21 protein-coding genes are annotated in these 23,979 nt (G+C 70.0%); 10 read left to right on the top strand and 11 right to left on the bottom strand.

Annotated elements, in window-relative coordinates; genetic code table 11:
- Window positions 1–67 precede the first annotated feature (67 nt).
- The 4 genes from CFK38_RS05465 to CFK38_RS05450 all read left to right on the top strand — a co-directional run bounded on the left by CFK38_RS05465 (window position 68) and on the right by CFK38_RS05450 (window position 4,699).
- The gene (locus CFK38_RS05465) at window positions 68–1,819 is read left to right on the top strand and encodes a glycosyltransferase (protein WP_096802179.1); all 1,752 of its coding nucleotides are present in this window, start codon (window positions 68–70) and stop codon (window positions 1,817–1,819) included.
- Window positions 1,820–1,821: 2 nt separating this feature from the next.
- Window positions 1,822–3,072, top strand: coding sequence for a CDP-glycerol glycerophosphotransferase family protein (locus CFK38_RS05460; protein WP_096802178.1), 1,251 nt, complete (start codon window positions 1,822–1,824; stop codon window positions 3,070–3,072).
- A 240-nt stretch (window positions 3,073–3,312) separates the two neighbouring features.
- On the top strand, window positions 3,313–3,999 hold the full coding sequence (locus CFK38_RS05455) for an IspD/TarI family cytidylyltransferase (protein WP_096802177.1): 687 nt from the start codon (window positions 3,313–3,315) through the stop codon (window positions 3,997–3,999).
- Window positions 3,992–4,699, top strand: a complete 708-nt coding sequence (locus CFK38_RS05450; protein ID WP_096802176.1) for an SDR family NAD(P)-dependent oxidoreductase — start codon at window positions 3,992–3,994, stop codon at window positions 4,697–4,699. The genes CFK38_RS05455 and CFK38_RS05450 overlap by 8 nt, the downstream gene beginning before the upstream one ends.
- 104 nt (window positions 4,700–4,803) lie before the next feature.
- On the opposite strand, the gene CFK38_RS05445 is transcribed toward CFK38_RS05450, so the two are convergent.
- The 3 genes from CFK38_RS05445 to CFK38_RS05435 all read right to left on the bottom strand — a co-directional run bounded on the left by CFK38_RS05445 (window position 4,804) and on the right by CFK38_RS05435 (window position 8,572).
- Entirely contained in the window at window positions 4,804–5,676 is an 873-nt protein-coding gene (locus CFK38_RS05445) for an ABC transporter ATP-binding protein (protein WP_096802175.1), read from the bottom strand.
- Window positions 5,669–6,577 (bottom strand): ABC transporter permease, encoded by a 909-nt coding sequence (locus CFK38_RS05440; RefSeq protein WP_096802174.1) that lies wholly within the window; start codon window positions 6,575–6,577, stop codon window positions 5,669–5,671. The genes CFK38_RS05445 and CFK38_RS05440 overlap by 8 nt, the downstream gene beginning before the upstream one ends.
- A 234-nt stretch (window positions 6,578–6,811) precedes the next feature.
- Window positions 6,812–8,572, bottom strand: coding sequence for a CDP-glycerol glycerophosphotransferase family protein (locus CFK38_RS05435; RefSeq protein WP_096802173.1), 1,761 nt, complete (start codon window positions 8,570–8,572; stop codon window positions 6,812–6,814).
- Between the two features lie 397 nt (window positions 8,573–8,969).
- Between CFK38_RS05435 and CFK38_RS05430 the strand changes: the two genes are divergently transcribed.
- Window positions 8,970–10,841, top strand: a complete 1,872-nt coding sequence (locus tag CFK38_RS05430) for a CDP-glycerol glycerophosphotransferase family protein (protein ID WP_157773366.1) — start codon at window positions 8,970–8,972, stop codon at window positions 10,839–10,841.
- A 101-nt stretch (window positions 10,842–10,942) separates the two neighbouring features.
- Here the strand turns inward: CFK38_RS05430 and CFK38_RS05425 are convergent, their stop codons facing one another.
- From CFK38_RS05425 to CFK38_RS05405, 5 genes are all read right to left on the bottom strand, one after another.
- Window positions 10,943–12,805, bottom strand: coding sequence for an SIP domain-containing protein (locus CFK38_RS05425; protein WP_096802171.1), 1,863 nt, complete (start codon window positions 12,803–12,805; stop codon window positions 10,943–10,945).
- A gap of 10 nt (window positions 12,806–12,815) precedes the next feature.
- Window positions 12,816–13,859, bottom strand: a complete 1,044-nt coding sequence (locus tag CFK38_RS05420; RefSeq protein WP_096802170.1) for a FecCD family ABC transporter permease — start codon at window positions 13,857–13,859, stop codon at window positions 12,816–12,818.
- The gene (locus CFK38_RS05415) at window positions 13,856–14,851 is read right to left on the bottom strand and encodes a FecCD family ABC transporter permease (protein WP_096802169.1); all 996 of its coding nucleotides are present in this window, start codon (window positions 14,849–14,851) and stop codon (window positions 13,856–13,858) included. The genes CFK38_RS05420 and CFK38_RS05415 overlap by 4 nt, the downstream gene beginning before the upstream one ends.
- A 9-nt stretch (window positions 14,852–14,860) precedes the next feature.
- Complete coding sequence (locus CFK38_RS05410) at window positions 14,861–15,895, bottom strand: ABC transporter substrate-binding protein (RefSeq protein ID WP_096802168.1); 1,035 nt, start codon at window positions 15,893–15,895, stop codon at window positions 14,861–14,863.
- 188 nt (window positions 15,896–16,083) lie between these two features.
- Entirely contained in the window at window positions 16,084–16,785 is a 702-nt protein-coding gene (locus CFK38_RS05405) for a DUF4194 domain-containing protein (protein ID WP_096802167.1), read from the bottom strand.
- A 163-nt stretch (window positions 16,786–16,948) separates the two neighbouring features.
- Here CFK38_RS05405 and CFK38_RS05400 point away from each other — a divergent pair, with 163 nt between their 5' ends.
- Together CFK38_RS05400 and CFK38_RS05395 are read left to right on the top strand one after the other, a co-directional pair.
- Complete coding sequence (locus tag CFK38_RS05400) at window positions 16,949–17,827, top strand: hypothetical protein (RefSeq protein ID WP_096802166.1); 879 nt, start codon at window positions 16,949–16,951, stop codon at window positions 17,825–17,827.
- Window positions 17,828–17,944: 117 nt separating this feature from the next.
- Complete coding sequence (locus CFK38_RS05395) at window positions 17,945–18,307, top strand: MGMT family protein (RefSeq protein WP_096802165.1); 363 nt, start codon at window positions 17,945–17,947, stop codon at window positions 18,305–18,307.
- A 22-nt stretch (window positions 18,308–18,329) separates the two neighbouring features.
- On the opposite strand, the gene CFK38_RS05390 is transcribed toward CFK38_RS05395, so the two are convergent.
- Window positions 18,330–19,868 carry a DUF3375 domain-containing protein gene (locus CFK38_RS05390; RefSeq protein ID WP_096802164.1) on the bottom strand — a complete coding sequence of 513 codons (1,539 nt, stop codon included), beginning with the start codon at window positions 19,866–19,868 and terminating at the stop codon, window positions 18,330–18,332.
- Window positions 19,869–20,073: 205 nt separating this feature from the next.
- Here CFK38_RS05390 and CFK38_RS05385 point away from each other — a divergent pair, with 205 nt between their 5' ends.
- The 3 genes from CFK38_RS05385 to CFK38_RS05375 all read left to right on the top strand — a co-directional run bounded on the left by CFK38_RS05385 (window position 20,074) and on the right by CFK38_RS05375 (window position 23,226).
- Window positions 20,074–21,357 (top strand): ABC transporter substrate-binding protein, encoded by a 1,284-nt coding sequence (locus CFK38_RS05385; RefSeq protein ID WP_096802163.1) that lies wholly within the window; start codon window positions 20,074–20,076, stop codon window positions 21,355–21,357.
- Between the two features lie 91 nt (window positions 21,358–21,448).
- Window positions 21,449–22,351: a carbohydrate ABC transporter permease gene (locus CFK38_RS05380; RefSeq protein WP_096802162.1), complete on the top strand. Its 903-nt coding sequence runs from the start codon at window positions 21,449–21,451 to the stop codon at window positions 22,349–22,351.
- Window positions 22,348–23,226, top strand: coding sequence for a carbohydrate ABC transporter permease (locus CFK38_RS05375; protein WP_096802161.1), 879 nt, complete (start codon window positions 22,348–22,350; stop codon window positions 23,224–23,226). Before CFK38_RS05380 ends, CFK38_RS05375 begins: the two co-directional genes overlap by 4 nt.
- 17 nt (window positions 23,227–23,243) lie before the next feature.
- On the opposite strand, the gene CFK38_RS05370 is transcribed toward CFK38_RS05375, so the two are convergent.
- Together CFK38_RS05370 and CFK38_RS05365 are read right to left on the bottom strand one after the other, a co-directional pair.
- The gene (locus CFK38_RS05370) at window positions 23,244–23,639 is read right to left on the bottom strand and encodes a type II toxin-antitoxin system VapC family toxin (protein WP_096802160.1); all 396 of its coding nucleotides are present in this window, start codon (window positions 23,637–23,639) and stop codon (window positions 23,244–23,246) included.
- Window positions 23,636–23,899, bottom strand: coding sequence for a type II toxin-antitoxin system Phd/YefM family antitoxin (locus CFK38_RS05365; RefSeq protein WP_096802159.1), 264 nt, complete (start codon window positions 23,897–23,899; stop codon window positions 23,636–23,638). The genes CFK38_RS05370 and CFK38_RS05365 overlap by 4 nt, the downstream gene beginning before the upstream one ends.
- Between the last annotated feature and the right edge of the window lie 80 nt (window positions 23,900–23,979).

Here is a 23,979-nt window from a genome sequence, read left to right as displayed (position 1 = left end):
TCGCCCTTCCATCCAGCGATGCGCAGCGACCGGGTCCCGGACCCGCCAGACGTCGTCAGGAGAATGGATGCAGGACGTGCCGAGCGCTTCCGGCTCCTCGGATGAGCACCGTGCCGCCACGCCCGACGGTGCCCGCACCGACACGCCCTCGACGACGCTGCAGCGCATCGATCCGCTCTCCTCTCCCCCGCTCTGGGGGCAGGCGTTCCCCGCGGCGTCCTGGCGGAAGGTGATCGGCGAACGCTCCGTGACGGTCACGGTCGAGGGCGGCCCCGGTGCCCTGCTGGCCGCCCGCAACGGTCACATCCATCGCCTCGGTCCCCTCGTCCAGGGGCGACGGGAGATCTCTCTGGCCGAGCACGACGAGGACTGGTTCTGGGTCGACGGCGCCGTGCGCGAGGTGACCTGGAGCATCCCCGGACGCCTCGAGCTGCCGCCGCTGACCGTGGTCATGCCCACCTACCGTCGGGAGGCGGACGCGCTCGACCAGGTCCGCCGCTTCCTGCAGATGGACCCGGTCACCACCGTGGTGGTCGTGGACCAGGGCGCGACGCTGCAGCACCACCCGGAGTTCGCGCAGCTGCTCACCGCACACGAGAACCTCCACCTGGTGACCCAGCCGAACCTCGGAGGCTCCGGCGGCTACGCCCGCGGGATGCTCGAGGCCTCCCAGGACCCCTCGGCCGCGGTGCTCTTCTCCGACGACGACGCCCTCCTCTCCGAGGAGTCCCTCCGCCGGATGCTGACGCATCAGGCACTGGCCCCCCGGCCCACGATCGTCGGCACCCCGCTGTTCTCGGCGGCTCGGCCCACCCAGCTGATCACGCACGCCGAGAAGGTGGGGACCCGAGCGTTCCAATGGACATCCGCCGACCATGTCCACGGCGCGATCGACCTGGCGGGCACCACGCCCGAGGAGTGGAGCTTCGTCGCCGCCCACGACGAGGTGAACTACACCGGCTGGTGGGGCACGCTCTTCCCCCCGGGCACAGCCGCTGAGCTCGGTCTCCCGGTCCCCTTGTTCCTGAAGTGGGACGATGCCGAGTACGGGCTGCGGGCCACCGCCCACGGCTACGACCACGCAGTGCTGCCGGGCACCGCGGTGCACCACCCCCCGTGGACCGCGTACCGCACCCAGATGACGTGGACCGCGCGGGTCCTGCACCGCAACCGGCTGGCGATCGCTGCGGCCTACGGTGCCGGGCGCGGCGTGATCGTCTCCTCCCTGCTGCACCAGACCAAGCACGTGCTGGCCGGCCATCTGCTGACCGCCGAGCTCTGGGAGGAGGGCATCGACGCGGTCCGCTCCGGTCCCGAGGCCTGGCTGGGCGGGGACCTGGGCCGCGCCCGCGCCGAGGGCGCGCGGATCGTGGACAGCTGGCACCACGAGAACGACCTCCACGAGGATCTGCACCCCACCCATCCTTCCCCGGTGCCGCTGCCCAGGGCGCTGCTGCGTTCTGTGGGCCGGATGCTGCGGCCCGACGGTCCGCCGCGGGTGGTGCTCGAGGTGCCCGCCGACCGCATGCACTGGCGCACCACCCTCGGGGGCGACGCCCTGCTGATCACCGATGCCGACGGCGGGACCGAGGTGGTCTTCACGGTGCACGGGTCGGCCATGCGCCACGCCCTCATGCGCTCCCTGAGGTCGCATCTCGACCTGGCACGGCGCTGGGCCGAGCTGCGGGCGAGCTACGGCCGCGCCCTGCCCCAGCACACGACGGGGAGCTCCTGGGCCGCGCTGATCGCTGCCGCGGATCCCGGCACCAGCGGGAACAGTGGGATCAGCACCACCGACGACTCCCCCGGAAGGACCTGAACATGCCGGCTCGCGGCAACGCGCTCACACGCCGGATTCGCAGCTCGGGCGGGAAGCTCCTGCGTCGCTTCGGGCTGCTGCCCGGCGGGATGCCCGACGGGATCGGGGACGATGCCGCCCTGGCGGACGCGACCCTGGACGGCGACGTGGTGGTGTACTTCCCCGACACCCAGGACAGCCTCTACCAGCTGCGCACCTGGTACGGCCCGCTGCGCGAGCTGCACCGAGCCCAGGGCGTGACCATCGTGTGCATGGATTCCCGCACCGCGGGGTCCCTGCGCGCGGAGATGGACCTGCCCGTGGTGACCATCGCGCTGGACGCCACGCTCGACTCGATCATCCTGCGCAGCGACACGAAGCTGGTCCTGTACGTGAACTACAACCCGCTGAACACCGCGGCCCTGCGATCCCGCTCTGCCATCCACGTCTCCCTGCTGCACGGGGACTCGGACAAGGTGGTCTCGGTCTCCAACCAGATCAAGGCCTACGACTACTCCTTCGTCGCCGGGCAGGCGGCGATCGACCGGCTCGAGCGGTATACGACCCTGTTCGACGCCCCCGCCCGCTGCATCCCGGTGGGCAGGCCGTCGCTGGATACCGATCGGGTCGAGGCGACGAGCCGTGCGGATGACCGCCCCACCGTGCTGTACGCCCCGACCTGGGAGGGCGGGCAGTCCTCCGCGGCCTACAGCTCGCTGAACAGCCACGGCCCCGCCGCCGTGCGCTCCCTGCTCGCCGCGGGCCTCGGCGTGATCTACCGGCCCCATCCCCTGACCGGGGTGCGGGTCCCGGAGTACGGGGAGACGGACCGGGAGCTGCGCGAGCTGGTCGAGTCCGCGGGCGGCAGGGTCAGCACCGACCGTCCCCTGCAGCACGACTTCGCCGACGCGGATCTCATCCTCTGCGACGTCTCCGCCGTGATGGGCGACTGGCTGCCCACGGCCAAGCCGCTGCTCATCACGCGCTCCGCGGATCCGCAGGCGCGGGACGCCGCGACGGCGCTGCTGGGCATGTCCCCGCGCCTGGCGGCCCCGGACGCCTCGAGGGCCGGCAGCCTCGCCCGGGAGCTCATCGACCATGATCTGCTTCGCGAGGAGCGGGTCGAGCTGATCGAGTACTACCTCGGGAACACTGCCCCCGGCGCCTCCCTCGCCCGCTTCCTGGAGGCCTGCGAGCGCCTGTCCGCCCGTCGCGATGAGCTGTGGGCCCGGATCCGGGAGCAGGAACACCCTGCTGCCGACGACTCGGCGTGAGCGCGGCCCTGCCTCCGGGGAACCGCCTGCGCTTCCTCCCGTCGGACGTTCTGCCTTCCCAGGCAGTCGCGCTCCGGAACTCCTCCGCCCCTCCCCGCGTGCCGCCCGGATCAGGTCGGCGCGACTTGTACAGTGAACGGCACGGAACGTCCCGGTGACGTGCCGATCAATTCGACGGATACGGATCTCGCTCGTGGCTCACCACGCTCGACCCGCCGACCCGCACGAAGGGCATTTCCTATGTACTCACTGATCCTCCTCAACGGAGGGATCGGCAGCCGCACCGGCGCAGACTCGCCCAAGCAGCTGCTCAAGCTCCGCGGCATCCCGATCATGGTCTACACCCTGGTCACCGCCGACCGGGTGGAGCAGATCTCCCAGATCGTCCTGAACTACCCGCCGCAGTGGCGGGAGGACATCGAGGCGGTCCTCAAGGCCTACGCGATCTCGACCCCGGTCACGCTCGTCGAGGCCGGGGCCTCCCGCCACGCCTCGGTCGCGGCGATGGTCTCGCACTGCACCAACGATGACGTGATCATCCACGAGACGGCGCGCCCGCTGGTGCGCACCAGCGACTTCCAGCGCCTGATCGACTCCGAGCACCGCAACGTCGCGCTGATGTCGGAGATCTCGTTCACCGTGGCGCCGGTCGATCCGGGGACCTCTGCGGTGACGGGGTCGCTGGACCGTTCGCGTCTGCGCAACGTGCAGCTGCCGCAGAAGTTCGTGAAGTCGGATCTGCTGGATGCACACACGAATGCCCGCGAGCAGGGGATCGAGTTCACCGAGGACGCGACCCTGGTCGCGGAGTTCGGCCACCCGGTCCATTTCATCGAGGGCACCGATGAGAACCTCAAGGTGACCACCAAGACCGATCTGAAGATGGCCGGGTTCCTCCTGCGCCCTGAGGAGGACGACGATGAGTAAGACCGCGCTCGTCACCGGAGCATCCCGCGGGATCGGCCTCGAGACCACCCGACGCTTCATCCGGAGCAACGACGACATCACCACCGTGGTGATGTTCGCCCGCGCCTCCGAGGACTTCGACGCCAACGTCGCAGCCCTCGAGAAGGAGCTGCCGATCGGGCGCAAGCTCGTGCCCGTCACGGTCGACGTCGGAGACCGCGACGCCCTCAAGCAGGCCGTCACCGAGGCCTACGAGCAGGTCGGCGGCATCGACATCCTGGTCAACAATGCCGGGTACACCAACCCGGTCCCGCTCCAGCAGGTCGATATGGCCGACTTCGAGAAGACGATCAACGTGAACCTCTATGGTCCGTTCACCATCGTCCAGACCCTGTTGAACCTGGGCAACCGCTTCGATCTCATCGTCAACATCGCCTCCACGGCCGGCATCACCGGTCGCTCGGGCTGGCTCACCTACTCCGCCTCCAAGGCGGCGGTGATCAACATGAGCCAGGTGATGCGCGAGGAGCTGTCGATCTACGGCACCCGCGTGGTCTGCCTCTCCCCCGGCCGCACCGCCACTGCGCTGCGCAAGACCCTCGCGCCGGACGAGGATCCCAGCACGATCATGCAGCCCGGGCACGTCGCGCAGGTCATCAACACGATGTCCTCGCCGGTCGGGCGGTTCATCGACTCGGAGAACATCGTCGTGCGGCAATGAGTTCCGAGCGTCGCTGAGTCGGCGCACGACGACCACGGCGGTCCCGAACCGCTGACAGTCGAAGGGCCCGCGGATATCCGCGGGCCCTTCGATGTGGTGGTCAGCTATTTCTTCGCCGGCGCGGACTTCTTCTTGGGGTTGCGTGAGCTGGTGTACTTCTTGTACGCCCCGCAGACCTCTGCGGGACTGCCGTCCATCACCAGCTGCCCGTCGTGGACCCACAGCACCCGCGTGCACATGGACTGGATCGTGGCCAGGGAATGGCTGACCAGGAACACGGTGCCGGCCGCCTCACGCACCTCGTCCATCTTCGCCTTGCTCTTCGCGCGGAACGACGCATCCCCCGTGGCCAGGGCCTCGTCGATCATGAGGATGTCCGGGATGGCCGAGGCCGAGATCGAGAACCGCAGCCGTGCCCCCATCCCCGAGGAGTAGGCCTTCATCGGCAGGTTGACGAAGTCACCGATCTCGGCGAAATCGACGATCTCCTGGAACTTCTCCTTGACCTCCTTCTTCGACAGGCCCAGCGCGAGTGCACCGATCATGATGTTGCGCTCTCCGGTGAGGTCTTTCATCAGCACGGCGTTGACGCCCAGCAGTGCGGGGTTGCCGGCGACGTGGACAGTGCCGGCGACCGGCGGGATCAGCCCGGCGATGGCGCGCAGCAGGGTCGATTTGCCCGAGCCGTTGATCCCGATGATGCCGATCGCCTCACCGTGCCGGGCGGCGAAGCTGATCCCGCGCACGGCCTTCACCTCACGCACCGGGGGCTGCTTCGCGCCGCGGCGCACCAGGCGGCCGAGCACGCCCCAATCCTGCCCGGGACCGTGCCCGACCTTCTTGGCGCCGAAGACCCGATAGGAGACATGCAGGTCGTTCACCAGGAGGGAGAGACGGTCGTCAGGGACCTCGATCACCGGAGTGTTGTCGAGCTCGTCCTTGTCGACCTCGAAGTCGATCTCGTCGGCATCAGTCACGCCCGTACTTCTCCTCTCCGCTCCAGAAGATCAGGAAGCCGACGACACCGAACAGCACCGCCCAGACCACACCGATCAGCCACATGGTGGCATCCGGCGGGTACGCGGGCTCGTCCAGGATCGAGGACCGCACCAGGTACAGGTACACGGCCACGGGCTGGTACTCCAGCAGCCATCCCCAGCTGTACTCGCCGAGGTACTTCTCCACCGAGAAGATCACGCCGGACGCGTACATCAGGATCCTCAGGAAGTGTGGCAGCAGGTTGTCCAGATCCGGGGTCATGGCCACCCAGCGCGCGACCATGAAGGCGCACCCGGTGGAGAACAGCCACAGCAGGACGATCGCGGGCACCAGCAGCAGCCAGTACGCGTCGAGCGTGACCCTGCCGGACATCGGCAAGAACCCGGAGGCGTACGAGATCACGCACATGACCACGATGGCCGGCCCGAGCATCATCAGCTCGGCGAGCACACCCGCAGCCGGAAGCACGGCCCGGGGGAAGTTCACGGACCTCACCAGATTCATGTTCTTGTTCAGAGAATGCGCGCCGGCCATGACCGAGCGCTCGAAGAAGCGGAACATGAACACGCCGACCACGATGAAGGCGATGGTGTTCTCGATGCCGGCCCGCCCCACACTCAGCAGGAATCCGAAGATCAGCACGTACACCGAGGCATTGATGGTCGGTGAGACCAGCGCCCAGACCTGACCGAGGTAGGTGTTCTGGTTCTCGGCCTCCGCCTTCGACGAGGCGAGCACCTGGACGAAGGCGCGCCGCTGCCACAGCTCTTCGACGTACGGGATCAGCGGCGGACGGACACCGATCTGCTCGAGGTCGTTCTCCTGGACGGCGGCCGCTACCGATGCCTCGTCGAAGACGCGTCCCAAGGGCGGTGGCACCAGAGGTGCCTCCGCCTGTTCTGCCTCGCCTGCGCTCACAACGACTGCTCCAATCTTGCCGGGACCCTGCGACCTCACGGGTCTCGGGACGGTGTCCTGGTGACGAGGGCGTCGTGGTCCCCGTCGCCGGCCAATCCGCGTGACGGTCCACTCTACGACGGCACACCCCCGTGCCCCAGCACCGGTGACCCAGCTCGCTGGAGCGCGGTGACGGCGCGTCTCATGATCACGGCCTCACGAGGGCGCGACCGGTCCGGGATGCTCCGTGGCGGGGAGCGCGGGAACATCCTCGCCCAACCCGAGCTCATCCCGCGCCACCTCCACGAACCGCTGCGCATACGTCTCACGAGGGAAGTCGCCGAGGTAGTAGGCCGCCCATCGATGGCGCTCCTCGCGGCGAGCATCGGTGCGAAGCAGCTCGTCGAGCACGGTGCCAAGAGCGCGCGGAACGGCGCCGTCAGCTTCGAGCACATAGGCGGCGCGCGCCATCGGGAACTGCTCGGTGAACTCCTGCGCTGCGATGCGCGGCGAGACCATGGCGAAGGGCTTGCCCGAATGGAGGAAGTCGCCCACCACCGCGGAGACGTCGGAGATCAGCGCGTCGGCGGCATTGAAGCAGTCGACCACGCTCATCTTCCGTTCCGAGTGGGCGCCGTACAGATGCTCGCGGCCGGTCTGCGCCGCGTCCGCCTCGAGCAGCGTCCAGATCTCCTCACAGGCGGCTCGCAGCTCCGGGGAGCGAGAGCTGTACGGATGCGGACGGAAGACGACCCGGCAGCCTCGTCCCAGCAAGCCCTGGACAATTGCTGGTCCGGCACGGAGGGATGAGTAGTTGCTCTCGGTCTGGTTGCCGAGCCAGGTAGGGGCGTAGAGCACCGAGACATCCGTGAGGTTGCGGATCAGGCCCCTCTCCGGCTCGACATCCTCCACCTGGGGGCGGCCCACGATGCGGAAGATCTCGGGGGGCATCGCGACGCCGAACTTCTCGAAGCGGTCGATCGCCGCCTGCCCGGCCACGAAATCGCGGTCGTACATCCGGATGATCGGGGTGGCGCTCGAGGCCTTGTCGGACTCTCCATGCAGAAGTTGGATATGCAGCAGCTGCGAGTAACGCACCATGTGGTTGTTGCGCATCGCGTTGTTGACGTAGAACACGCCCCGCACGGACGGCACGATCAGGTCATCGAGGTCGGTCAGAGAGCGGCGCAGGATCACCGGATGCGCCGTCGCGCCCTGAAGCTGGCGGAAGGTGCCGGCGGTGCGGACCACGATCGCGAACGGGACACCGAGACGTTCCAGGTGAGGCAGCCACATGGTCACCTGGAACGTGGAGCGCGGCGGAGCATGCCAATAGACGTAGAAGACCGGAGCCATCCGCTCCAGGGCTTGAGGGAGATTCGCCTGGTCATGCCGGCGCTCCTGGATGCCGCGCACGACGTCGAGCAGCGCCGCGACGAACACCACGACGGTCACGGCGGTGAGCAGCAGCGCGGCGAGCAGCAGCGGCATCGGGGCAAGGCTCGCCACGGTGATCACCAGCAGCGAAAGCATGCTGAACGGGAAGGCGATGCCATAGCGGAAGGCCGGTCCGGTGCGCGACTCGCTTCCGGGCATATGGGCCGCACAGGGGACGGCGTACTTGCTCAGCGCCCGGAGCACCGGCTCCAGGGCGCAGGCCAGAGCGAGCAGAAGGCAGGCACCGAGCGCGGTGCCACCGAGCTGCCCGATGTCATGCAGCTGCACCATGGCCGTGGCGAGCAGAAGATACCGAGCGGTGAGAAAACGACTGACACCTCCGACCCGCCCGCGTGCCGTGACGAGGGCACGCCGTTTCCGCCACCCGATGATCAGCAGCGGGAGCAGTGCTGCGAGCACCGTCAGGAGCGCGTCATCCAGCGCGAGCGCGACCACCATCGCCATGAGTGCAAGGGTGTTGACGATCACGGGCCAGACGGACAGCATCCTCGCGATCTTGGCGATGCCGATCGATGTCACTGGACCTACCTCGTGCTGCGATGGGGACGCCAGGCGGAGGCGGCGTCGGGAGCTTTCGATCTTGCCATATCGCCCCGCCATCGCCCCGGGCCCGTGGCACGTTTCCGCCAGCGGTGTGGACAGGAGCCGGGTGCTCGACGTGAGGCAGCGCACTCGCGCCGCAGAAGCCGCCCGCAGGAGGCCTGCCGGGGTCCGCCCGGAGACGGACTCGGCGACCCTGCAGGGCAGCCCCGACGACATCGTGGGCGCATATGTCCCGATAGGGCGGCAGCGCTCAGTAGAGTAGCCCCGCAGCAGGCGAGCCGCGTCCACCTCAGGGCCTCCCCGAGTCCCGTGCCCAGCACTCCTCGGATCACCCCGTTCGGCATCGCCCCACCAGTGAAGGAGCAGAGAGCAGATGAGTCAGACTGCGAGTCCGGCGACCGGATCAGGCCACCGCATGTCCGTGCCCTGGGCACGGATGAGGAGCCTGCGCCGTCGACTGACGCAGACCATCTTCGCGTTCCTGCCGCTGGTGCTGCTGGCTGCGGGTCTTCCCCCGTTCCTCGCGGTGCTCCCGGCGATCTATCCGCTGTTCGTCCTGCTCCGGCGCGGGGTCCGTCGCCTCCGCCAGCACGTGACCCGCACGGGTCTGGCCGGTGAGCACGGAATCCGCCTCCTGCTGGGGCTGCTTCCGCTCGGCGTCGCCTGGGCTCAGGGTGCTGCGGGCCCCGTGGGGTGGATCGCTGTCGCCCTGTTCTCTCTGCTCCCGCTCGCCGAACTGGTCGTCACCCGCGTCGCACCCGGCCGCAAGCTGCGGGTGAGCAACCTGCCGGGCATCCAGGACACTCGTGGGCCGAAGTATCCGGTGAACCTCCTGCTGGTCGTCGATCTCTCGGTCACCGCGCTGGCGACCATCCTGCTGCTGGCGCGTGTGCCCGCCTGGGCGCTGATCATCCTGCCCGTGCTCGCTCTGCTCCTGGCCGGCGCTTCCGCACTGGACTCCTTCCGGCGCATCCGTGACTCGGTGGACTCGGACAACGGGCTGTACGAGGCCGTGGAAGCCTACGATCCGCGGTTCATCCTCTATTACGGGGTGCCCGCCGGATCCGCGTACCAGATCGGCATGTGGATCACACATCTCGAGCAGATCGGGGAGAGGTTCATCGTCGTGCTGCGTCGCACCTCGGCGTTCCGGGAGATCTCGGCGCTCACCGACGCCCCCGTCGTGGTCCGCACCAACATCTGGCAGCTGGACGACGTCGTGACGCCGCAGATGACCACCGCGTTCTACGTGAACAACTCCGCACCCAATGTCCACCTGGTGCGCTATCCCCACCTGACCCATGTGCAGCTGCTGCACGGAGACAGCGACAAGGCCTCGAGCTTCAATCCTGTGACCGCGCTCTACGACCGGATCTTCGTCGCCGGACAGGCCGCCATCGACCGCTACGAGAACAACGGCGTCCACATCCCGTCGGAGAAGTTCACGATCGTCGGACGGCCCCAGGTCGAGACGGTCCAGCAGCAGGGACCGCAGAACGTCCCGATCAGCACGGTGCTCTACGCTCCCACCTGGGAGGGGCACTACGCCGATACCAACTACGGGTCCCTCCCCGTGGGCCCGGATATCGTGCAGGCGCTGCTCGCACGCGGGAGGACGGTCGTGTTCCGGCCCCATCCCTTCAGCTACCGCAACTCGGAGGCGAAGGCGAACATCCGCGAGATCCACCGACTTCTCGAAGAGGATGCGCAGGCCAGCGGTCGGAACCATCTGTACAGGGCCCCGGCGGAGAAGGAACTGGACGCCTTCGGCTGCTTCAACATCGCTGATGCGATGATCTCCGACGTCTCCTCGGTGGTCCCCGACTTCCTGTACTCGGGGAAGCCGTACGGCCTGGTCACGATGACCTCGACCGTCGCCGAGTTCGAGCAGGCGTTCCCGCTGGCACGCTCGGCGTACGTCATCACCCGGGACCTGGAGAACCTCGACGCAGCGCTCGACGAGCTGCTGATCTCCGATTCCAAGGCCGACCAGCGCATGTCCACCCGCGAGTACTACCTCGGTCCGTTCGCACCGGAGAACTACGCGGACGCCTTCCTCGATGCCGCACGGCATGTGGTCAGGATCGAGCGCAAGCCTGTCACCGCTCTGGGCGCGCAGATCGACGAGGAAGCGAACGGGGGCGCAGGACGCTCCGCTGACGAGAGTGCGGACTCGGGTGCTGCGGGAGGCGCGGAGGACGGAGAGGCCGCCTTCGAGCTCGACGAGCAGAACGGCGATCACTGAGGTCGTCACCGCTGAGATCGTCGGAGACCTGACGTCGCAGCGGTCGAGCGGCCTCACCGCATTCAGGCCCCCGCTGCGCTCCCGTCAGCCCCGGGACCGCCTCAGTGCTCGGCGCGCCCCTGCCGCCAGTACCCCATGAACGAGACCTGCTTGCGGTCCAGCCCCAGCTCGCTGACCAGGTGCCGGCGCAGGCTCTTGATCGCTCCGGCCTCTCCGGCGAGCCAGGCGTAGAACGCGCCGTGGCCGGTGGTGGTCTCCCACAGGATGGTCTCGTCGATGTCGACGTCCTCCAGCTCCTCGTGCGTCGCCGCGCGGCCATCGTCCGCGGGGCCGTCGGCCGCGGCGTCGCGGAACGCCTGGGCGTTGTTCTCGCTCATCAGGCGCCGCACGGCGGCGTCGAGCAGCTCCCCGTGCGGCCGTCCCTCGCGCGGCAGCCAGGTCACCTGCACCCCGGAGCGGCTCAGCAGCTGCTGGGCGTCACCGGCCTCGGGCACCTCCAGCAGAGCATGGCCGCTGATCGAGGCGGGCAGCGCCTCGAGGATCGAGCCGACGGCGGGCACCGCGGTCTCGTCGCCCACCAGCAGCACGGTGCGGGCGGTGCCGGGGCGGAACTCGATCCCGCCGTAGTCGGGGCCCACCAGGTGGCGGTTGGGGCCGAGCAGGGAGACGGTGTCCCCCACCTGCGCGTCACGGGCCCAGCGCGCCGCGACCCCCTGGCCGGGCTGCTCGACCGGGTCCAGGTGCAGCACCACGTCGATGTCGATCTCCGGCTGCGCGGAGAGGTTGCCGGGATGCCCGGCGGCGCGGTGCTCGCGCACGGTGTAGGTGCGCATCCAGCCGCGGTCGGCGGGATCGATCTGCAGCCAGTCGCGGTACCACTGGGCATGGGTGGCGGGGTCCAGGTGGCCCTCGGGGCGCACCGGGGCGAAGTGGTCGGCGCTCGCCTGCGGCCCGGGGATGATCAGCTTCACCCGCAGGTCCAGTGGGTGGGAGTTGGTCCCGAAGTGCTCGAGGTCGGCGCTGGTGAAGGTGAAGCGCACCAGGGACGGGCCGAGCGGGCGGCGGGCGGCGACGGTGAGCTCGAAGGCGAGCGTGCTGGAGTGCTCGAGGGCGGGCACGAGCGCGGCGGTGTCGGTGGTGGTGGACACGGGGTCCTCCTCGTGGTGGTGGGGTGAGGGTGTGCGGTCCCGTCTGCGGGGCAGCACCATCGGGCTGCCGGTGACGGGGTCGGGGGCGATGTGGGCGTCCAGGGCGAAGACCTCGTGGGCCATCTGCGCGGTGATGACCTCGGCCGGGGTGCCCTGGGAGTGGATCTCGCCGGCGCGGACGGCGACCAGGTGATCGGCGTAGCGGGCGGCGAGGTTGAGGTCGTGCAGCACGATGCCGACGGTGGTGCCGCGCTCACGATTCAGGTCGCGGACCACGTCGAGCACCTCGAGCTGGTGGGTGACGTCGAGGAAAGTGGTGGGCTCGTCCAGCAGCAGCACCTCGGTCTGCTGGGCGAGCGCCATCGCGATCCACACCCGTTGCCGCTGCCCGCCGGAGAGCTCCTCCAGCAGCCGCTCCTGCAGGGCGTCGGTGCGGGTGGCGGCGAGCGCCTCGGCCACCGCCCGCTCGTCCTGCTCGGTCCACTGGGGGATCAGCCCTTGATGGGGGAAGCGGCCGCGCGAGACCAGCTCGCGCACGGTCACCCCGTCGGGCGCGAGCGGGGACTGCGGCAGCAGCCCGAGCCGCCGGGCGAGCTCCTTCCCGCGCAGGGAGTGGAGGTCGCGGCCGTCCAGCAGGACCCCGCCGCTCTTGGGGGTGAGCAGGCGGGACATGCCGCGCAGCAGGGTCGACTTGCCGCTGCCGTTGGCGCCCACGATGATCGTGATCCGCCCCTCGGGCAGCGCCAGGCTGAGGTCGCGGACGATCTCCCGACGGTCGTACGCCAGGTGCAGGTGCTGGGCTTCGATCAGTGCCATGGTCGTGAGGTCACCTTCCGGATCCGGAGGTCGGGGTACGGATGAGCATCCACATCAGGAACGGGGCGCCGAGCGCGCCGGTGACCACCCCGGCGGGCAGCTCGGTGCCGCCGAAGAGGTTCTGCCCAGCGATGTCGGCCAGCAGCACGATCACGGCGCCGACCGCGGCGGCGAGCGGGAAGCTGGGGCGGCCCGCGAGCCGCTGCGCGATCGGTCCGGCGAGGAACGCCACGAAGGAGAGCGGTCCGGTGACGGCGACGGTGAGGGCGCTCAGCGTCACCGCCACCAGGATCAGCGCGACCCGGGTGCGGGGCACGGGCAGTCCCAGGCTGGTGGCGGTGTCGTCACCCAGCTGCAGGATCCGCAGGCGCGTCACCAGCAGGGCGAGGACCGGGATCAGCACCACCAGGGCACCGGCCAGCACCGCCGCCCGGTCCCAGGTGGAGGAGGAGAGGGAGCCGATCATCCAGTGGAGGGCATCACCCGCCGACTGCAGCGACAGCCGGGTCAGCAGGTAGGAGATGAGTGCGCCGAGGGCGGCGGCGACCCCGATCCCGACCAGCACGAAGCGGTTGTCCGCACCACCGGAGGACCCCGGTCCGCCCATCCCGGCCACGGCCAGCAGGAGCGCGGCGGTGGCCAGGCCGCCCAGCAGCGCGCACCAGAACAGGGTGCGGCCGTCGGCCTGGAAGAACGCCATCGCGATCACCGCTCCGGCCGAGGAGCCGAGGGTCACGCCGATCACGTCGGGGCTGGCCAGCGGGTTGCGCAGCAGGGTCTGGAAGACCGTGCCGGAGAGCCCGAAGGCGACGCCCGCCAGCAGCGCGACCACCGCGGTGGGCAGGCGGAGGTCCATCACGATGAAGGAGTACCCGGGGATGTCCTCGCCGCTGAGCGCCCGGACGGCGAGATCCAGCGGGACCATCGGGGTGCCCACCAGCACCCGCACGGCGATGAGCGCAAGCAGCAGCGGACCGGCGGCCGTCGCCACCAGGAGGGCGCGGCGGCTGCGCGGCGTGCGAGCTCGCGACGCGGGAGCAGCGGCGGCGCTCACAGTCCCACCTGCCGTCGGCTGCGGATGAGGACGATGAACACGGGCACGCCCACCAGGGCCGTCATCACGCCCACCTGCACCTCGGCGGGCGGGGCGATCACTCGGCCCGCGGTATCGGCGAGCAGGAGCAGCACCGGGCCGCCCAGCAGGCACAGCGGCACGATCCGGCGGTAGTCGCCGCCGAGCAGCAGCCGAGCGGCGTGCGGGACCACCAGGCCCAGGAAGCCGATGGGGCCGGCGAGCGCGACGGCCGCACCGCACAGCAGGATGACCGCCGTGCCCAGCAGTGCCCGGGCCCGGCCCACCTTCACCCCGAGACCCACCGCGGCGTCGTCCCCCAGCGCCAGGGCGTTGAGCACCCCGGTGGTCAGCAGGATCACCACGGCGCCGACCGCCATCAGCGCCGCCACCCCGGAGATGTCCGCGAGGCTGCGGGCGCCGAGGGTGCCGACCTGCCAGAAGCGCAGCCGGTCCAGAGAGGAGTCATCGATCATCACCAGGGCGTTGACCACCGAGCCGAGGCCCGCGGTGAGGGCGGCCCCGGTCAGGGCCAGCTTGACGGGGGTGGCACCCTCGCGGCCGAGGGAGGCGACGGCGTAGACCGCGACGGTGCCCAGCGCGGCACCGAGCAGGGCGAGTCCCATGAGCTCGACGACCCGGGAGGCGTCGGCGAGGTACACCCCGAGCACCACGGCGGTGGTGGCCCCGGCATTGATCCCGAGGATCCCGGGATCGGCGAGCGGATTGCGGGTCATCCCCTGCATCGCGGCGCCCGCCACGGCCAGTGCCCCGCCGACGGCGATCCCGGCGAGAGTGCGCAGCAGCCGCGAGTGGACCACCACGTGGTCGGTGAGGGAGTCGTCATAGGCGCGCAGCGCCTCCACCACGGTGCTCGGGGAGACGGTGCGGGCGCCGACCATCAGGGAGAGCAGGCAGGTGAGTCCGAGGACCAGGAGGGCCCCGGTGAGCACGAGCGGGGTGGAACGGCGCACCGTGGCCGGTCAGCCGCGGACGCTCTGCGCGACCTCGACGACCGTGGGCACGAAGTGCTCCAGCGCCCAGGGCAGGCTGAGGGCGTTGGCCGCCGAGATCGACAGGGTGAGGTGGTCGTCGTCGGTGAGCACGACGCCGCCGTCGGCGACCGCCGGGATCTGCGCGAACAGCTCGTTGTCCTGGAAGTCCTCGACGGTGGTGCCGGGCGCCGCCCAGGAGTAGAAGAGGTCCGAGACCAGTTCGTCGGCCCGCTCCGCGGACCACTCGAGGTAGAAGGTCTCGGAGTCGGGGGTGTTCTCGGTGACCACGTCGGCCAGCGTCATCCCCAGCGAGGTGAAGAAGCGCGAACGGGTGTCCCCGCCGAGGTACAGGGCGATGGAGTCGTCGGCCAGGCCCAGGGTGCCGGCGATGAAGGTGGCGCCGGCGATCGCGGGGTTCTCCTCCCCGACGGCGGCCAGGTCCCCGGTGATCTGCTCGGCCAGGGTCGCCGCCTGCTCGGAGAGACCGGTCGCGGTGCCGACCGCGGCCAGCACGTCCTCCCAGGAGGCGGTGTAGTTCGGGGCCAGCGGACCGATCGTGGGGGCGATCTTGCTCAGCTGGTCGTACTCCTCCTCGGTGAGGCCGGAGTAGGCGGCGATGATGAGGTCCGGCACCAGCGCCGCCATCTCGTCGAAGTTGATGCCGTCGGTCTCGTCGTAGGTCACGGGCGCCGTGTCGGTGTCCCAGCCGGCCCCGAGCTCCTCGAGCTTCGCGTCGATCCAGTCGGTCGAGCCGTTCTCGTTGCCGCCCCAGGTCACGGTGGGCATGCCGGCCGGCACCAGGTCGAGTGCGAGGACCGTGTCCGCGTTGACCCAGGAGACGGTCGCGATCCTCGTCGGCTTCGCCTCGAGCACGGTCTCCCCGTACAGGTGCGGGATCGTAGCCTGGAACCCGCCCTCCGCATCCACGTCACGAGCGGCATCCGCGTCACCGCCGGAACAGGAAGCGAGGGCGGGCACGGCGAGCACGGACAGGGCGACGAGCGCACGGCGGGAGAGCGTCACAACGGTTCCTCCAGGGGTCGGGGCCGCCGAAACTCGACGGTTAGGCGAGCCTGACCTTATTCCGTCACGCCGATGGTGCGCAATTGCCGACCATGCAGGAAACTCGGACCCGGGCACCCCTCAGGCACGGGACAGGCACCGGACAGCGCGCAGGAAGCGACCCAGATCACGTGCGGGCCGAGCTCACCTCAGTCCCCCGCGGGGCCCTGCGGCTCGACGGACTCGTCCTCGTCCTCGACCGGCCGGTCATCGCTCGGGTCCTCGAGCCCGCTCACCCCGGCGTCGCGGTACAGCGCGATGAACTCGCGCGCCGTGTCCGGGCCGATCATCAGGCGCAGCACGGGCGAGACCTCGAAGTCGTCGCCCTGCTCGTCGAGCAGACCGGCGCGCTGCACCTTCGTGATCGAGGCCCGCACCTCCTTGGCGAAGCCCGCCTCGTCGGTCGAGGTGGTGCGGCGGTAGGCGGCCAGGGCCTGCTGCAGCTCCGCCTCGGAGACCACTGTGCGCTGGCCGCGCGAGGACTGGGTGAGCAGCATCTGTCGCAGGACCAGCATCAGCACCGAGTCCAGACGATTCATGCCGGTCAGTCGGCGCAGCAGCTTGGGGGCGTCGAGGTCCTCCTCGCTCTGCCGCACGAAGGCGACCTGGGCGTCGTCGTCGACGATCAGCTCGAGGAAGAGATCCGCCAGGCGCGCCTCGATCGCAGCGCGGTCCCGCAACAGCTGGGCGTACCGGGCGCCGTCCCGACGCCCGTCGAGGAAGGGCCCCTGCAGGAGATGGACGAGCACCCGTCGGGACTCGTCCACCAGAGCAGTACCGGTGACGGACGGCGCACCGTCCTCCCGCTGCGCAGGATCGTCGACATCGGTGCGGGGCGCAGAGCTGATCACGAGGCCCCACCTTACCGGCGCACGTCACGCCGGACGAGCCCATCGGAACTGAGCGGTTGGTCGAAATGCGGGCGGTCCGGTGATCCATCTGGTGCAATGGGCCCCACACGCAGGAAGACCCCCGTGCGCACCGTGCGGAGGAATCGACCGCTAGGAGCCGACCATGGAACTGTCCACACCCGTCATCATCGGGATCGTCGCGGGAGTGCTCATCGTCCTCATCATCCTGATCGTCGTGGGAGTGATGGCCTCGAGGCGCAGGCAGGCCCGGCAGCAGGAGGCCGACCGTCAGCGCGCCGTCGAGCTGCGCGAGGAGGCGAAGGCACAGGAGGAGACCGTCCAGGAACGCGACCTGCAGGCGCGAGAGACGGAGCTGGAGGCCGACCGCGCCCGCCTCGACGCCGAGCGGAAGGCCAAGACGGCCGAGCAGGAGCAGATCGCGGCCGAGCGCCGGCACGCCGACGCGGAGACGCAGCGCGCCGCGGTCGAGCAGGAGCGCGGCACCATGGAGGAGCGGCTCGCCGAGGCCGATCGGCTCGACCCCAGGACCGACACCCCTGCCGAGCCCCCTCGCCGTGCGCAGGACGATGCCGTCCGGGACTCCCACCACGGACGGCATGACGGTCCGGGGCACGACCGTCCAGGGCACGACGGGCGGGAGCACCACGGCTCCGGAGCCACCACGGCCGGTGTCGCCGGGGCCGGTGTCGCCGGGACCGGGCACGACGGGGTCGGCCCCGATCGCACCGCTGACGAGGATGCCGTCACCGACGACCCCGCCACCCGGCGCACGGGCCACGGCCGTCGCGCCGCCCGCCCCGCGGACGAGGAACCGCTGACCGGTGAGGCGCCGGATCGCACCCCGGCCGCCGAGGGGCACGACGATCAGCATCGCGCCGACGAGGGCGACCAGCTCGCCGAGCACGACCGCGCCGACGAGCGGGATCCTCTCTCCCCGCAGCAGCTGCGGGACCGCAACGGTGATCTGCCCCCCGAGGCGCCGGAGTTCCGCGATCCGCAGGACGGCTCGCACCGGGGCTGAGCCCTCGGCGAGCCGCACCGACGGCGGCCCGGGGACCTCGAGCAGAGGTCTCCGGGCCGCCGTCGTCGCGTCGGCCGCCAGTGCCCGGGCCTGCACGCCCGTGCCAGACTGACGGCCATGCCCGCCGGACCCTCACGCACCCGCATGGACGACCTCACCGTCGAGCGGGTGCTGCGGGTGGTCGAGGCGATCCCTCCCGGACAGGTCGCGGCCTACGGCGAGATCGGCGCGATCGTCGGCGTCGGCCCCCGCCTGGTGGGCCGCATCCTGCGCACCTGGGGGTCCGGGGTGCCGTGGTGGCGGGTCACCAGCGCCTCGGGCGACCATCCGCTGCTGGCCCGTGCGCTCCCCCACTGGGAGACGGAGGGCATCGAGGTGGCCACGCACGGTCGAGGGTGCCGGATGGCGCACTTCGGCGCGGACCTCGAGGAGCTCCGGGAACGCGCCCGGCCCGCCCTCGCGGAGCTCGACGAGGCCTGAACGCTCCACCGCCGCACCCGGGTCACTCGACCGGGACGTCCTCCAGGAAGTAGAACGCGGGCACCTTCGCCGCATAGTCCTTGCCGTCCAGCTCGCGCCAGCTGACGACCTCCGTGGACCCCTCGCGCTCCCGCGCATGGTGGGTCGCCAGGAACATCAGGCCGATCACGCTGGCGAGCCCCTGCGCGGCGGGCCGCTCGCGCAGCACGTCCCCGAGGGAGGCCTGCCCGCTGCGGCCGCGCACGTCGTTGATGTCCGCGGTCAGGCCCACGATGTCGATGTCGTGGGTGCGCACCAGATCCTGCAGCACCTCGACGCTGAGGGCGGTGGCATCGTGCACCTCGGCCTCGGCGGGGGCACCGGGATCGGTGGGGTCCTTCAGCCGGTGCTGGGACACGGAGCTCAGCAGCACCCGGGAGAGGTCCAGCTCGAGCGGGAAGGGCGCACGGGTGGCCACCTCGTCCTTCTGCGCGAGCGCGAGGCCCTGCGCCTCCTGCAGCGTCTCCAGCAGCACGCGGTGCTGCCGGAAGTCCTGGGAGCGCACGAAGCGGGCCAGCGACCGGTACAGCTCCGTCTTGACGTCCAGCACCTCCTGCGCCGGTTCGTAGAGGTCGCTGAACACGCCCGCGAGCTTCTCGCGCTCGTCCCGGCCGAGCGAGCGGGAGAAGTCCCGCTCGAGCAGGCGGTCCACCAGGTCCTGGGTGGTGCGGGTCCGGGCGGGGTCGTTGAGCATCCGGAAGAAGGCGGTGAAGGTCCGGCCCACGCTGGACTGTCCCAGCAGATCGTCGCCGGCCAGCAGCTGCTCGAGGATCTCGCCGCGCGAGCCCTCCGGCGAGAGGATCTGCTCGCGCAGGTGCAGGTCCACGGCGCGCAGGTCCTCCCGGTACTGGAGGAAGTCACCGGAGAGCTCGGTCGCGATCTGCAGGATGTCCCGCAGCTTGTCCGTGGAGGCCTCGGGGCTGGGCAGCATCAGCTCCCCCTCGGCGAGGTCCCGGATCTCCGCCTCGATCCGCTCACGGCGGCGCTGCAGGTCCGCCAGGCGCACGTCACGATCGGTCTCGGTCTCCTGGGCGAGGCGCTCGAACTGCTGGACCACCAGCTGCAGCCGGGACTGGGTCGTGGTGGGCCGGTGCTCCTCGAGCGAGGCGATGAACTGGATCGCGTCGATCGTCGCCGGGGACGGCTCGAAGGTGGTCTCGGTGTGCTGCGGGTCGTCGCGGCGGGTCAGGTAGCCCTCGCGCACCCAGCCGTCCACGTACTCCCCGGCGCTGCGGCCGCCGCGCCCCTCCCCGGTGAGATCGGGGTCCTCGGGCGCGTCGTCGTCCTGGTCGTCATGCAGCAGCGGCAGGTGCGCACCGACCCGGGCGACCAGTTCGCTGCGCGGGAGCCGGCGGTCGCCGGCGGGGAAGGTCGCCTGCAGGATGGCGAGCACCGCCGGCGCCTTCGTCGCGGCCAGGAGGCGCCAGGTGCTGGCCCGGCGCAACTGCTCGTAGGTCTCCTTGCGCGCAGACACGGCATCGCTGCGGCGGTCGGTCCACCGGTTCGGCTCGGTCGTGGTCACGAGGGGAGAGTCTAGCCTCCCGCCCCTCGGCGGTGACGGCCGCCCGCCGACCCCCGGAGCTCGCCGATTTCGTTGCCGAGCTGTGTCCGATATGCCCCGCGATCCGCAGTCCGCCTGGGGTACGTTCACGATGCAGCGAAACTCTGCTCGCCGCTGGCGGTGCGCGGAATCCGCCACGTCATCGTCATCTTCGAAGGAGAACCCCATGCAGCGCAGGAATTTCCTCTTCCTCTCCGGTGCCGGCCTGGCCGCGGCGGGTCTCACCGCCTGTGGCGGCTCCGGCGGCAGCGGCGGCGGCGAGAGCAGCAGCTCGGAGGTCGAGGTCTTCACCTGGTGGGCGCAGGGATCGGAGAAGGCCGGACTGGATGCACTCGTGGCCCAGTTCGAGAAGGACTACCCGGACCTCACCTTCGTCAACGCCTCGGTCGCCGGCGGCGCCGGCAGTGCGGCCAAGGACATGCTGCAGTCCCGCCTCCAGGCCGGTGACCCGCCGGACACCTTCCAGGCGCACGCCGGTCTCGAGCTCACCGACTACATCGACGCCGGTCAGCTCGAGGACGTCTCGGGGCTGTACGAGGAGTACGGGCTCACCGACGCCTTCCCCGAGGATCTGGTGACCCTGCTGACCGTGGACGACAAGATCTACTCCATCCCCTCGAACATCCATCGTTCGAACGTGGTCTGGACCAACGTGGCGGTGCTCGAGGCCGCCGGCATCGACCCCACCGCCGTCCCCGCCGATGTCGAGGCCTTCATCGCCGACGTCGAGAAGGCCGCGGCCTCCGGTGTCACCGGCCTGTCGGTCGGCACCACCTGGACCCAGGTCAACCTGCTCGAGGCGATCCTGATGGCGGATCTGGGCAGCACCTCCTACAACGGCCTGTGGACCGGGGAGACCGACTGGTCCGGCGGCGAGGTCACCACGGCGCTGGAGCACTTCGAGGCGCTGATCGCACTGACCAACACCGACCGTGACGGTCTGGACTGGACCGACGCCACCCAGATGCTGATCGACGGCAAGGCCGCCTACAACATCATGGGCGACTGGGCGGTGGCCTCCTTCCAGCAGGCGGATCTGACCGACGGCGAGGACTTCGGCTACTTCCCGCTCAGCGGCGGCGAGGAGATCTTCGGCTTCCTGGCCGACTCCTTCACCCTGCCCGTCGGCGCCCCGAACCCCGATGGCGCCAAGGCCTGGCTGGACACCATCAGCTCCCAGGACGGCCAGGTCGCCTTCTCCCTCGCCAAGGGCTCGATCCCGGCGCGCACCGACGTGGACACCGCGGAGTTCCCCGCCTATCAGCAGACGGCGATCGACTCGTACGCGCAGGACGCGATCTGCCCGTCCCTCGCCCACGGCGCCGCCACCCCGGTGGCCTGGCTGAACGAGGTCTCGGACGCGACCAGCAAGTTCACCACCGGCGCGAGCGACGTGGCCGGGTACCAGGAGGAGCTCGCCACGATCGCCGAGTCCAACGCCTCGGCCTGAGCCGTTCGAGACGACGGGAACGGCTCCGGGGCGCTCGCCCCGGAGCCGCTCCCTCCCTGAACCCCGGCGCGGCCGGGAGCGAGGACCCTCTATGAAGAAGTTCGCCGGGCACTACGGTGCCCCGCTGCTGATGATCCTGCCGTCGATCGTGCTGATCGGCATCTTCGTCTACGGCCTGCTGGGCGTGAACTTCTGGACGTCGATGACGGACAACCACACCGCCGCGCAGGCCGCCGGCCGGGAACCCATCGCCTTCGTGGGGCTGACGAACTACATCGAGCTGCTGCTGACCGAGGACTTCCGCCACTCGCTGGCGAACCTGGTGCTGTTCACCGCCACCTTCCTGGTGGGGGCGATGGCGATGGGCTTCCTCTGGGCGTGGCTGCTGGAGCGGCCGCTGCGAGGCGGGCGCCTGTTCCAGACCATCTACCTGTTCCCGATGGCCGTCAGCTTCGTCGCCTCCGGTGTGGTGTGGCGCTGGCTGCTGAACTCCAACCAGGGCGAGAACGCGAGCGGCCTGAACCGGCTGTTCCAGATGATCGGCCTGGACGTGCTGCAGAACCCGTGGTGGAACAACATCACCTTCGGCATCATGGCGATCGCGCTGCCCGCGATCTGGCAGCTGTCCGGCTACGTGATGGCACTGTTCCTGGCCGGTTTCCGCGGGGTCCCCGACGAACTGCGCGAAGCGGCCCGCATGGATGGCGCCAGCGAATGGCAGGTCTACCGCATGGTGATCTTCCCGCAGCTCACGCCGGTGCTGATGAGCGCGATCGTGATCATCGCCCATATGTCGCTGAAGTCCTTCGACCTGATCCTGTCGATCTCCTCGGCCGCCGCCTACCAGACCAAGGTGCCCGCGGTGGACATGTTCCTGTTCAAGTCGAGCTTCGACTATGCGAACTCCGCCGCGGTCGGTGCGTTCCTGTTGATCATCATCGCCTTCCTGATCGTCCCCTATCTCGTCCAGCAGCATCGGAGCCGTACCCGATGAGCACCTCCGTCACCGCCCCGGCGCCCGCTCCCGCCGCACCTCCGCCCCCTCGCGGGGGTCTCCCCTGGGCGCATCTGCTGCGCCTGCTCGCCATCCTCTTCGGCGTGGTCGTCGTCCTGATCCCCGTGTACGTCCTGCTGATCACCAGCTTCAAGGGCCCCGGGGACGCGAGCTCCGCACGCGCCTGGGCGCTCCCGCAGGACTGGACGTTCACGAACTGGTCCGTCGCCTGGGAGGCGCTGGCACCGTCGATCTGGCGCAGCGTGCAGATCGTGGTCCCCGCGACGATCATCTCCGCGATGCTCGGCTGCATGAACGGCTTCGTCCTCTCGCGCTGGCGCTTCCCGGGCGCGGACCTCGTCTTCACCCTGATCCTGTTCGGGATGTTCCTGCCGTACCAGGCGGTGATGATCCCGCTGATGCAGATGCTGCTGGCCGTGAACGTCCCCAGCGGCGTCCCCTCGCTGGTCCTGCTGCACGTGGTGTTCGGCATCCCGATCACCACGCTCATCTTCCGCAACTACTTCGAGTCCGTGCCGCACGAGCTGATCGAGTCCTCGAAGATGGACGGCGCGGGCATGCTCCGCACCTTCTGGCACATCGCGCTGCCGCTGGCCATCCCGGGCTTCGTGGTGGTGCTGATCTGGCAGTTCACCAATGCCTGGAACGACTTCCTGTTCGCGGTGTTCTTCTCCTCCCCGGCCAACGGGCCGGTGACCCTGGCGCTGAACAACCTGGCCAACGGTGCGCTGCTGGCCAACTACGGGGTCTCGATGGCGGGCGCGGTGCTGGCCTCGCTGCCCACGCTGCTGGTGTACATCCTGCTGAGCAAGTACTTCCTGGCGGGACTGATGCAGGGGTCCGTCAAGGGCTGACGTCGCGCGGCCGGAGCTCAGTCGCCGGGCGCGGAGGCCAGGAGCCCCTCACGCTCCGCAGCCTCGGCGAGCTCTCGGTCGTAGGTGACCAGGACCTCCGCCTCGACGGCGAGCGCGGTCGCGAGGTGGATCGCGTCGGCACTGCGCAACCGGTGCGGGCCCTCCGCCGCGGCGAGCAGGAAGGCGCGGTCGATGTCGATCAGGCCGATGCCTCCGAGCACCATGTCGATCACGTCCGCAGCGACGATATCCCGCCGGCGTGCGGCGCAGTGCATCTCCGTGTGCAGGAGGAAGGAGGAGACCAGGTCATCGCCATTGAGCTGCCATCCCGTGAAGGCCGCGCGCATGGCCCGACCGCCCGGCTCGTCGATCAGGATCTTCAGGACCGCCGAGGTGTCGAGATAGACGATCACCTCTCGCCCCGGAGATCGTCGAGGATCTCGCGGCTGCTGACGCCGCTCGCGGTGGGCAGCGAGTCCAGATCGACCGGGCGGGCGGTGGTGACCCGTCCGGCATCCCGCAGGACATCCAGAGCAGAGGCAGAGTCCACATAGGGGATCAGACGGGCGACCGGCCGCCCGTGGTTGGTGATCGCGAACGTCTCGCCGGCCTCGACCCGACGGAGTATCTCGGTGCTGTGGTTGCGGAGCTCCCGGTGCGGGATCGTCGACATGGCCGCTCCTTCGCTGTGGCCGGCGACGGAGATCCCGCCGTGTAGCACAGTGTAGCAATCGGCGTTCGGGAGCCACCAGG

Source organism: Brachybacterium vulturis (genome assembly GCF_002407185.1).
Taxonomy (GTDB): Bacteria; Actinomycetota; Actinomycetes; order Actinomycetales; family Dermabacteraceae; genus Brachybacterium; species Brachybacterium vulturis.
This window is presented reverse-complemented; position numbering and strand designations above follow the sequence as displayed.